Source organism: Nonomuraea sp. 3N208, assembly GCF_052245935.1.
In the GTDB taxonomy this organism is placed as follows: Bacteria; Actinomycetota; Actinomycetes; order Streptosporangiales; family Streptosporangiaceae; genus Nonomuraea.
In genome coordinates, this window is sequence record NZ_JBQQBR010000093.1 from 1 (window position 1) to 10,619 (window position 10,619).

The 10,619-nt window shown below is 67.0% G+C and carries 12 protein-coding genes; 7 read left to right on the forward strand and 5 right to left on the reverse strand.

Annotated features, from left to right (window positions below; all coding sequences use genetic code 11):
* Positions 1-687: 687 nt before the first annotated feature.
* Entirely contained in the window at positions 688-831 is a 144-nt protein-coding gene (locus ACTWPT_RS58810; protein ID WP_443186271.1) for a hypothetical protein, read from the reverse strand.
* A gap of 431 nt (positions 832-1,262) precedes the next feature.
* Between ACTWPT_RS58810 and ACTWPT_RS58815 the strand changes: the two genes are divergently transcribed.
* From ACTWPT_RS58815 to ACTWPT_RS58825, 3 genes are read left to right on the forward strand one after another with little or no spacing between them, the layout of a single operon-like run.
* Positions 1,263-1,505, forward strand: coding sequence for a hypothetical protein (locus tag ACTWPT_RS58815; protein ID WP_443186272.1), 243 nt, complete (start codon positions 1,263-1,265; stop codon positions 1,503-1,505).
* Positions 1,502-3,706 carry a hypothetical protein gene (locus tag ACTWPT_RS58820; protein WP_443186273.1) on the forward strand — a complete coding sequence of 735 codons (2,205 nt, stop codon included), beginning with the start codon at positions 1,502-1,504 and terminating at the stop codon, positions 3,704-3,706. The genes ACTWPT_RS58815 and ACTWPT_RS58820 overlap by 4 nt, the downstream gene beginning before the upstream one ends.
* 35 nt (positions 3,707-3,741) lie before the next feature.
* Positions 3,742-4,293, forward strand: a complete 552-nt coding sequence (locus tag ACTWPT_RS58825; RefSeq protein ID WP_443186274.1) for a hypothetical protein — start codon at positions 3,742-3,744, stop codon at positions 4,291-4,293.
* Between the two features lie 135 nt (positions 4,294-4,428).
* Here ACTWPT_RS58825 and leuA read toward each other — a convergent pair whose 3' ends face one another.
* The 3 genes from leuA to ACTWPT_RS58840 all read right to left on the reverse strand — a co-directional run bounded on the left by leuA (position 4,429) and on the right by ACTWPT_RS58840 (position 6,773).
* On the reverse strand, positions 4,429-6,135 hold the full coding sequence (gene leuA / locus ACTWPT_RS58830) for a 2-isopropylmalate synthase (protein ID WP_443186275.1): 1,707 nt from the start codon (positions 6,133-6,135) through the stop codon (positions 4,429-4,431).
* A gap of 194 nt (positions 6,136-6,329) precedes the next feature.
* Positions 6,330-6,491, reverse strand: a complete 162-nt coding sequence (locus tag ACTWPT_RS58835; protein ID WP_443186276.1) for a hypothetical protein — start codon at positions 6,489-6,491, stop codon at positions 6,330-6,332.
* A gap of 15 nt (positions 6,492-6,506) precedes the next feature.
* Entirely contained in the window at positions 6,507-6,773 is a 267-nt protein-coding gene (locus ACTWPT_RS58840; protein WP_443186277.1) for a hypothetical protein, read from the reverse strand.
* 133 nt (positions 6,774-6,906) lie between these two features.
* On the opposite strand from ACTWPT_RS58840, the gene ACTWPT_RS58845 reads away from it, so the two are divergent.
* The gene (locus tag ACTWPT_RS58845) at positions 6,907-8,136 is read left to right on the forward strand and encodes an RNA-guided endonuclease InsQ/TnpB family protein (protein WP_443186278.1); all 1,230 of its coding nucleotides are present in this window, start codon (positions 6,907-6,909) and stop codon (positions 8,134-8,136) included.
* Between the two features lie 69 nt (positions 8,137-8,205).
* On the opposite strand, the gene ACTWPT_RS58850 is transcribed toward ACTWPT_RS58845, so the two are convergent.
* Positions 8,206-8,433: a hypothetical protein gene (locus ACTWPT_RS58850; RefSeq protein ID WP_443186279.1), complete on the reverse strand. Its 228-nt coding sequence runs from the start codon at positions 8,431-8,433 to the stop codon at positions 8,206-8,208.
* A gap of 38 nt (positions 8,434-8,471) precedes the next feature.
* Here ACTWPT_RS58850 and ACTWPT_RS58855 point away from each other — a divergent pair, with 38 nt between their 5' ends.
* The 3 genes from ACTWPT_RS58855 to ACTWPT_RS58865 form a co-directional block, all read left to right on the forward strand.
* Entirely contained in the window at positions 8,472-8,717 is a 246-nt protein-coding gene (locus tag ACTWPT_RS58855; protein WP_443186280.1) for a DUF2630 family protein, read from the forward strand.
* Between the two features lie 42 nt (positions 8,718-8,759).
* Positions 8,760-9,734, forward strand: coding sequence for a GNAT family N-acetyltransferase (locus tag ACTWPT_RS58860; protein ID WP_443186281.1), 975 nt, complete (start codon positions 8,760-8,762; stop codon positions 9,732-9,734).
* A 41-nt stretch (positions 9,735-9,775) separates the two neighbouring features.
* On the forward strand, positions 9,776-10,619 hold an 844-nt coding region (locus ACTWPT_RS58865), incomplete at its 3' end, for a serine/threonine-protein kinase (RefSeq protein WP_443186282.1).

Here is a 10,619-nt window from a genome sequence, read left to right on the forward strand (position 1 = left end):
CTGAACGGCGCCGACAACATCGCCCAAGCCATCCGCTACATCTCCCGCGACGCCACCCGCGCTCTCACCGTCCTCAACCTCGCATGATCGAGAAACGGGACAAAACCCCACTACGCCGGAGCCCTGGCACGCCAGGGGGCTCGCCGGCCGCAACGGCGAACCTTAGGCCCGTTATGCCAGCCCCTAAGCGGCTAATCGAACGGCGCGAGCACGAGGTCGGTAGAACGCATCGAGCTCCGTGACAGGACCCGTGTCACGGTCGATCTTGGACGTTGATGCCGTCGAGGCGGATGCCGAGGCCGCGTTCGATCCTGGCCAGGGTTCGGACCACCTCGCCCAGCGTTGGCTCATCGGCAGGCATCGTCACAGCGCTCCCTCGGGTAGATGTCCGGATCTGGACACGTGATCTGCGGAACGCGAGAAGCCGATCATCGTGAAGAACGTCGGCAAGAGTGTGTCGAAACCGGCTTGTACGTTGGGCCACGTCCTATGGATAATCTTCACCGTTGGGATGGCCCATCCGTTCATCTGGATGAAGCGGCGCAAGCGGACCACGACCACCAAGCACCGCTAGCGCTGTGCCGCCTCAACCCTCGACGACTCCAGGGACCACCGCGTTGCCGCCGGCGTGACCCTGCCGGCTTGCCTGTGCGTCGCGTTCGGCGCAGAGCCTCTCGCGTTCCGCGGTCACAGCGGCGACCGGGTGCCCGCAGCGTCACGACCTCCGTCATGGGCTGGTTGCAGAGTCACGCCGAAGACGACCAGGACGTGAACGGGCGCGGCCAGCGCGCCGACGATCGCGCTCTTGACGACGGCGGGTTCACGGGACATTGCAACCTCCGTTGCATTCGCTTGCCCCTGATTGAAGGCGCGTACCGTTTCGCTTCAAAAGGCGAGGTCAGAGCTTCTTAACGGAGCCGAGCTGCTTCAGTCGATGTTCAACGAGCATCCGCAGGGTTTCACTTTCCTTGAGTGAAGAGGCGCATAGAACCGCAGTTAATTCATACCCGAAACGGCTTACTGAAGATCGTGTTTCGACCAGGTGCTCGCGTTGACTCCGCGCGCTCTCCTTCTTTGAAGGTAACCGGGCCCACGCCCGAGTTAGACAAAACGCTCATTCTCGAACAAAATTCGAACCCGCCATACCTTTCACTGCGTTAAAGCTTGTTCTGTTGACGTGATGTTGATTAGCGTGTGAAAGACGTGGGAGACGCCGCCTCCTGATCTGTTCTGGTGCAGCGAGCCGTACGAGGAGGATCGTCGTGGCCGACCTCGATCGTGAGGCGATGCGGGCCGTTGCCCAGCGGATTCAGCGGCTGTCGGACGACCACTGGTGGGCGCTCGATCCCGCCTGCCGCTTCATGGAGAACGACGCGTGGGTGGGACCGACGGGCGCCCGATTCGACACCCAGGTTCATGCCGACCAGCGGGAGCTACGGGCCATGCTTGTGCAGGCCGTAGACAGCGCGAAACAGAAGCTGGCCTCGACTCCGGACAAGTCATGAGCGAGTTCAGCGGGGTCAAGCAGCCCGAATTCGACACGATGACGAGCAAGCACACCCAGACCGCCAGTCAGCTGGAGGAGCTGGCGCAGGCTCTGCACAAGGAACTGCAGAGCGCCGGGCTCGACACCGCACCGGCGGCGCGGCTGCGGAGGTTGGCCGGACGGGTCACCACACAGGCCGAGGACCTGCGGCGGCGACAGAGACTGGTCCACGAGCTGCAGCGGCAGAAGGTCACTTTCGGGAGGAGCACGCCGGCGGGGAGCTTCCTGGAGATTCCTGACAACTTGGAGGCCGCCCAGGGGCTGCTGGACGGGACGCTGGCGGGGCGTGCCGCGCTGAAGGCCGCGGACGGAGACCGCAAGGCGCTGGCCGAGCTGGAGAAATACGCGTCGCGGACCGGAGACCCGGAGTTCGTCAAGTCATTCCTCAGCACGCTGGGCGCGCTCGGCGTGACGCGGGTGCCCGGGGCGATCGCCATGCAGTTGCGCGACGCCAGGAAGCGTCAGGACGCCGAAGGCGTGACCCAGCTCTCCAGACAAGGACAGAAGGTCCTGGGCATGCTGAGCACGGCTCTGGCCAAAGGGACGGATCCGAGGAGCCCCGCTTACATGGGCGCCGACTTCCTCAAGGGCCTGGTGAAGGAGGGGCGGGCCGAGCACAAGGCAGGTGACACGAAATACTCCGGCTACCAGGCCCAGGCACTCATCTGGCGGGCCCACGACGGGAAGCCGCCGTACTCGAAGGAGTTCATGGAGGTCGTCGGGCGCGACGTGATCGTCTATGAGCACGACGAGCGCAAGGACCAATGGGCGGCGGCCAAGGATCCGCTGGGCCGTTACGTCAAGGGCAAGCAGCTGCCCATCATCGATCTGGCCGGCGCGCTCGGGCTCGGCACCATGCTGATGCCGGGAACGCAGGCTGGGAGCCCCGGCATGGAGCCCCAATCAGCGGTGGTGGACAACCTGTTCCACGCGGCGAAGTCCAGCCGGGAGGCGTCTCAGGCGCTGCTGGATCACAGGCCCGCCGGGTGGAAGGAGTCCGTGCTCGACTATCTGATCACGACCCGGTGGAGCGCATCGTGTTTCCTGAACGACTACAAGCCGATCAGGGACATGCTGACGATCGCAACGACCGGCCAGGATGCCACCTCCAAGAAACTAGCCGCCGAGATGATCAAAACGCTCTCCGACCAGGTACGCGACGCCTTCGGCAAAGACACGGAACACCTAGAGATCAGGAACAGAGATCTATTCGATCGCTACGCCCCCTTGGGCTACCCCCTGGGCAGGGCTATCTCCGCCAACATCCATGAGCTCTCCGAGCTCCTCCTGAACGGTGAGAAATTCGACAAGGTGGCGGCCAAGGACATGGCCTACGCGATGGTGCTGGCCACCCGCGACCACGCTGCGTTCGAGGGACTGGTGAGAGCGCAGATGGAACACATGAGAGCGGCACTCGACAATGTGCCTCCGGTTGGCCTCAACGCCTCCAACGCCGAGCGGCTCGGATTCACGAAGGCCGACGTCAAGCAGTACGACTTCAACGGGAATGGACGGGTCGACAAGGCCGATGTCAAGCAGTTTCTAGTGGACCAGGCCACGGCGGAGGCACGCCCCTTCGGCTTCATCGTGGAGATCCGCCGTCAGGTGCTGATCGCGCAGGGGCTGGACGACAAGAAGGCGGACGAGGCGCTGAAGAGCATGGTAGGCAGCGCACTTGGGCTGCTCCCGGTGCCGGGTGCCAAGCAAGTGGGCGAGATGGCCAAAGGCGCGTTCGGTGAGTTGCTCGGCAAGGGGTACGACACGTTCACCGGAGCCGCGTACGACGAGATCGCCAAACAGGTCGCCCAGCGGATGTTCGAGCACGGGCAGACCATGGACGAGACGCACGCGACGCTGGCGAACAATCGGCTGGCGGCGGAGAGACTGGCGGAGCAGCTGCTCGCCACGGCCATGCTGAACAAGGACATGCTGGACACACTTGGCCAGAAGAAGCACTCATTCACGACCGGAAACCCGCCGAGGATCAAGCCCTTCGCCGAGATGACGCCGCAGGAATACAGCCAGTTCCTCGCGTGGGCTCGCGAAAGCGGAGGAGCTAACGACCTTCTCGATCGCTTCGAAAACACCTTTCGCGAGACCACAAAGGTGCACGACTATCTCGACCTCGAGACCCCCTCCTCCTCCGGAGGCGGCAAATGAGACGTGCCCGGCTGCCTGGCGCTCTGACTACTCTCGTGTTGCTCGTCGCAGCCTGTACCCCGGAGAACGACATCGTCTCCTCACCGGTCCCGGCCCCACAACCGGTCGTGGATTCCGCACCATACATTTGCAAGCTCATCCCTGAACAGGCATTTCGCCTAGTCAGCGGCGTGACGGGCCATCTCACCGAGAAAACAGACGGCAGTCAGAACGATGGCGACTGCTGGGCGCCGGATACAACGCCTCGGCCGCTGGAGGTGAGGTGGATGCAGGAGGGTAACGGGATGCCTCGAGAGCAACTGGATTTCGTTCTCGAGGACAGGCGTCAGGTGTACAGCAGGCACGGTGGAGTCACGCTCCCTACCGACCTGGGCGACGGCCTGGCCGCATACCTGCCGAATTCACCTTTCGCCGACCAGCCGTACCGAGTCGTCGCAAAGTTCCGATGCGACGGCAAAGAGCAGCTGGTCACCATCTACCTGACCCGAATCGCTAAAGGCAGGGACGCGATCAAAGACATGACCGAGCTCATGCGTATCGCCCAGAAACGCTACGGCGAGGTGTACAACTGCACTCCCGGCGCATAAGGGGCACAAACGACTCGACCGCGCCTCCTGTTGTTCACAGGGCGCGGTCGAGTGATCGGGGCGTGGCCTTGTGGGCGCGTGCCAGATCCCGGCCCCGCAGGTCATGCAGGGTCCGGGGCGTACAGACTTACGGCGTCAGCGGGAAGCGCGGTTGACCGCGGAGATGATGGCCTTGAGGGAGGCCGTCGTGGTGTTGGCGTCGATGCCCACACCCCACAGCACCTCCCCATTGACCTCACACTCGAGGTAGGACGCGGCCTTGGCGTCACTGCCGGCGCTCATCGCGTGCTCCACGTAGTCGAGCACCCGCGCCTGGATGCCCACCCCCGCGATCGCGTCGATGAACGCCGAGATCGGACCGTTGCCGGAGCCCTCGATCTCGCGGATCTCCCCGTCGAGCCGGACGTCGGCGCTGATGCGGTCCTTCTCGTCCACCGTGGACTCGTGGCGGTGGGCCATGAGACTGAGGCGGCCCCACCGGTTGGCCGGGTTGGGCAGGTATTCGTCGCGGAAGATCTCGAACATCGCGGCCGGACCGACCTCGCCGCCCTGCTCGTCCGTACGGGCCTGCACGACCTTGGAGAACTCGATCTGCAGCCGACGCGGCAGGTCGAGCTGGTGGTCGGCCTTCATGATGTACGCGACGCCGCCCTTGCCGGACTGGCTGTTGACCCGGATCACGGCCTCGTACGTCCTGCCGATGTCCTTCGGGTCGATGGGCAGGTAGGGCACCGCCCAGGTGAAGTCGTCGACCGGCACGCCAGCTGCGGCGGCGTCGCGCTCCAGGTGTTCGAAGCCCTTCTTGATGGCGTCCTGGTGGGAGCCGGAGAAGGCGGTGTAGACCAGCTCGCCGCCCCACGGGTGACGCGGGTGCACGGGCAGCTGGTTGCAGTATTCGGTGACCCGGCGGATCTCGTCGATGTCACTGAAGTCGATCTCGGGGTCGACGCCCTGGGAGAACAGGTTCATGCCCAGCGTGACCAGGCAGACGTTGCCGGTGCGCTCGCCGTTGCCGAACAGGCAGCCCTCGATGCGGTCGGCGCCGGCCATGTAGCCCAGCTCGGCGGCGGCCACGGCGGTGCCGCGGTCGTTGTGCGGGTGCAGTGACAGCACGATCGAGTCGCGGTGCTTGAGGTGGCGGTGCATCCACTCGATCTGGTCGGCGTAGATGTTGGGGGTGGCCATCTCGACCGTGGCGGGCAGGTTGATGATGACCTTGCGATCCGGGGTGGGCTGCCACACGTCGTTGACCGCGTCGCACACCTCCACGGCGTACTCCAGCTCGGTGCCGGTGAACGACTCCGGTGAGTACTGGAAGTAGACGTCCACATCGGTCGCGTCGGCGAGCTTCTTGACCAGCTTGGCGCCCTCGACCGCGATCGCCGTGATGCCGTCCTTGTCCTGGCCGAACACGACGCGCCGCTGCAGCGTGGAGGTCGAGTTGTAGAGGTGGACGATGGCCTGCTTGGCGCCCTCGATCGACTCGAAGGTCCGCTCGATCAGCTCCGGCCTGGCCTGGGTCAGCACCTGGATGACGACGTCGTCCGGGATGCGGTCCTCTTCGATGATCTGCCGGATGAAGTCGAAGTCGGTCTGCGAGGCGGCGGGGAAGCCTACCTCGATCTCCTTGTAGCCCATGCGTACCAGCAGCTCGAACATCTGGAGCTTGCGGTGGGAGTCCATCGGGTCGATCAGTGCCTGGTTGCCGTCACGCAGGTCCACCGCGCACCAGCGGGGCGCCTTGGTGGTGACCTGGTCGGGCCAGGTGCGGTCGGTCAGCCGGACGGGTTGATAAGGCTGATAACGATGGATCGGCATAGAGCTGGGCTGCTGAGCGGTCATGTCGGATGCTCCTCGTCGGTCTTCGAATTGAAGTGGCCGACGCGCACGACTGGCTCCGCGGCGAGGGAGCCGGCCTTAGAGGCCCCCGCCGCGGCAGCTAAGAAGCAGTCCGCGCAGCATGCCATGCACGGTATCAGATGTCTCGGGCTGCGCCGTGCCGGATCTCACATGTTGAGAGCGCCCGGACCCCGGATTCACTGCCCGATGAGTACGCTGAGGCAGGTCACGCGCCCCTCGTGCTTCTCAAATTCTGAAATGTCGACCTTCGTCACGTTGAGTCCATGCTTTTCGAGCATGGTGGCGGTCTGAGGTGCCGAGGCGGCCATCAGGACCTGGTCGCCGCCCATGAGCACCACGTGCGCGCCCGACTCCTACGGCGGCTCCAGCATATGCGGCAGGTTCACGCGCCTGGGATCCCCGATGAACGTCCCGCCGGGCAGCGCCGTCACCGCCGACTTCAGGTGCAGCACGCCGCTCATGTCCACGGGCACCACCCGGCGCTCCGGCCGCAGGGCCGTCAGCTGCCTGATGCCGTCGTCGTTGGTGCGCGCCGATCTGCCGACGTACACGGTGCGGCCGACCTGCAGCACGTCGCCCCCGTCGAGGGTGCCCGGCGGGGCGATGCTGACCGTCTTCATCTGACTTGTGGCGCGGAGACCCAGTCCTTCAGGGCCGGGAGGAAAGCCCCTCCTTTCGAAAACAGTATGGAAAATATTGGTAACAGCCAGTAATATCTGCGGTGTGTGAGGGGCTTGTGACAGGAGGTGCGCGATGGCGATCCGCCGCTCCGCCGCCAAACGGCACGGCCTGCCTTCAGTGGTACAGCTCCGGCTTGCGCCCACTCCGACCCAGGCCGAGGCTCTGACGGCGGCGGTGCAGGTCTGCAATGAGGCGGCGAGTTTCGTCTCCCGGCTGGCCTGGCAGCAGCGCACCTTCGCCGTGGTGGAGCTGCACCGGCTGGCCTACTATCCGGTGCGTGCCCAGTTCGCCGGGCTGGGCGCGCAGGCGGCCGTGCGGGCGATTGCCCGGGTGGCCGGCGCGTACGCCAACCGGCGCGCCACCAAGACACGGGCTCATGTGTTCCGCCCGTACGGCGCGGTCCCCTACGACGCGCGGCTGATGAGCTGGAACCGGGACGCCCGCACCGTGTCGCTGTGGACCCCCACCGGCCGCGTCACCGTGCCCTACATGGGACGGCCGGAGGATCTGAAGGCCGTCGACACGCTCCCGCTCGGCGAGGCCGACCTGATCTGCCGGGGCGGCGTGTGGCTGCTGCAGGTCGCCGTCACCCTGCCCAAACCGGCGGTGCGCGAGCCGGTCAACGGCTTCCTCGGGGTGGACCAAGGAGTGGCGAACCTGGCGGTCACCAACGACGGGGCGGTGCTGCCCGGCCCCGCCCTGCCCGGGCCGATCGGCGGCAACGGGCACGTGCGCAGCCTGCGGGAGCGCAGGTATCGGCAGCGCCGCCGCTTGCAGAAGAAGGGCACTTCTTCGGCGCGGCGGGTGCTGCGCCGCCTGTCCGGGCGTGAGCACCGGATGATGACCGACACCAACCACCAAATCAGCAAACACGTGGTGCGCGAAGCCGAACGCACCGGCCGCGGCATCGCCCTGGAGGATCTCCAGGGCATCCGCGGCCGGGTAAGGGCTCACCGGCTCCAGCGGCGCACCCTGCACGGCTGGGCGTTCGCCCAGCTGATCGAATTCACCCGCTACAAGGCCGCGCGGGCCGGGGTCGCCTTCCTCCTGGTCGATCCCGCCTACACCTCGCAGGCCTGTCCCGACTGCGGGTGCGTCTCCAGAGCGAACCGGCCCGCGCGCGGCCGGTTCGCCTGCACCGGCTGTGGCCTCGCTGGGCACGCCGACCACATCGCGGCCCGCAACGTCGCCGTACGCGGCGTTGCGGGCTGGGCTGTTGTCAACCAGCCGCACGCTACCGGCCTCCCTTCAGCCAGACGGGACCGTGAGAGCAAACCACCGGCTTCAGCCGGTGGTAGTTGACGCCCAGTTCCCGTACGGCCTGCGCCACGGACTCCACCTCCGGCCGCCGCTCGGCCGCGCCGGGCCGGGTCAGCACGGCCAGCCGCCCAGCCACCAGCACCGCGTCCTCCACGAACGGCGCGTCGGGCAGGTCGTCGGCGGGCTTGGCGTACGCGGGCCGCCAGCCGCCAGCGCGGCCACGTACGCGTCGTGCTGGGCGGCGGCCCGCTCGTAGTCCACCGGCTCGCGCTCGATATGGGTGACGATGCCCTCGGCGATACGGGGGCCGGGCTTCCTTACCAGCGCGATACCTGACATAGGGCGTGTTCTATCACGCAGTGATTAGAGTCTTGGGCATGCGGGACGACGAGATACTCACCAAGATCAGCTCTTTGGTCGACGAGGAGCACGAACTGCGCAACAGACTGGCGGCCGACGAGGTGACGACGGACGAAGAGCATGCGCGCATCAAGCAGCTGGAAGCGGCCCTCGACCAGTGCTGGGACCTGCTGAGGCAGCGCCGCGCCCGGCGCAGCGCGGGCGAGGACCCCGAAGGCGCCGCCGTCCGCCCGCCCGGCGAGGTGGAGAACTACCGCCAATAAATTCACTCGCCCTGGCCGCCGCGCCTGCGCTTGGCTGGCCGCATGAGGATCCAGCGCATCCACCCTGACCGGCACGAGGATCTGATCGCGGGCCTGCACGACGCGTACGTGGCGGCCAATTCCCACGACCCCGGCCCTCTCCTGTCCCTCCCCCTCTTCCGCCGCGACGCCTGCGCAGACCGGCCCGGTCAGTTGACGGAGGCGTGGGCCGTGGTAGAGGGCGGCAAGGTGGCCGGTGGCTACGGGCTGGCGCTGTCCCGGCTCGACAACACCCACATGGGGTGGCTGTTCCCGCTCGTGGTCCGGCCCGAGCGGCGCGAACGCGGTCTCGGCACGGAGCTGTTCGAGCACGCCCTGGACCGGTTGCGCGGGCATGGGAGGCGGCTGCTGCTCACGCAGACGCCCTCCACCGGCGTGGGCGCCCGCTTCGCTCGGGCACGCGGCATGGTGGTCTCACTCGTGGAGGCCCGCCGCACGCTCGACCTGCGCACGGCCGGCTGGAGCGCGCTGGAACGCATGGTCCCCCAGGTCGAGGGCTACTCCTTGGAACGGTGGATCGGCCCGGCCGGCCCCGAGCTGATGCCCGACATCGCCATCCTGATGAACGGCATGAACGACGCGCCGCGCGACGCCGACCTCGAGGACGCGGTCTTCAGCGTGGAACGCATGCGCGACCGCGAAGAGGGCATCACCCCCAGCGGCGTGACGTGCTACACCACGATCGCCCGCCGCGACCGCGACGGCGCCCCCGCCGGCTACACGCGCATCTACCTCAAAGCCGACCGCTCCGACGGCTGGGGCAACCAGGCGGACACGATGGTGCTGGCCGAGCACCGCGGCCACCGGCTGGGCCTGCTGCTCAAGCTCACCAACCTGCTCTGGCTGCGTGAACGGGAGCCGCACCTGGAACGGATCATCACCTGGAACGCCACCTCCAACGGCCCCATGCTCGCCATCAACGAGGCCATGGGCTTCGAGCTCCTCGACGAGTGGAACGAGTGGCGGCTGGCGCTGTAGGCGTGGAAGACCCGTCGCGGGGGAAGATAGCGTGGTCCTCTATGACCTTGGAGGCGTTGAGGGACGGGGATCCGCGCCAGGTGGGGCCGTACGCTCTGCTGGGCAGGCTGGGCGAAGGCGGGATGGGCGTCGTCTACCTGGGTCAAGGACCGGACGGCACGCGGGTGGCGGTCAAGCTGATCCACGCCAGGATGGACGCGGACGCCGGCTTCCGGCGGCGTTTCGCCCGCGAGGTGGCAGCCGCCAAGCGGGTCGCCAGGTTCTGCACCGCCCCCGTCCTGGACGCCGACGTCGAGGGGGACGTGGCCTATCTGGTCACCGAATACGTCGAAGGGCCCAGCTTGAGGGACGTCGTCAGCGAGTCGGGGCCCTTGACGGGCTCCGCATTGGACGGGCTGGCCGCGGCCATGGCGATGGCGTTACGGGCCATCCACGGGGCCGGGGTGGTGCACCGCGATCTCAAGCCGTCCAACGTGCTGCTCTCCCAGGTGGGGCCCAAGGTCATCGACTTCGGCATCGCGCAGCTCGCCGACGCGGAGATGAGCAGCGCGATCGTGGGGACGCCCGCGTACATGTCGCCGGAGCAGGTGTCGGGCGCCCGCATCGGGCCTGCCTCGGACATCTTCTCGTGGGGGTGCACGGTGGGCTTCGCGGCCGGCGGCGTCCCGCCGTTTGGCTCCGGGTCTGTGCCCACGATCCTCCTGCGCATCCTGAACGAACCCCCGGACCTGCGGGGTCTGGCCGGCCCGCTGCATGACCTGGTGCTGGCGGCCATGGCCAAGACTCCGGCCGACCGCCCCACGGCCCAGGACCTGCTGGACCACCTCAGCACCTCATCTTCATCCCCGCCGTCGCCCGCCCCGCCCCCGTCGCACCTTGCGACGC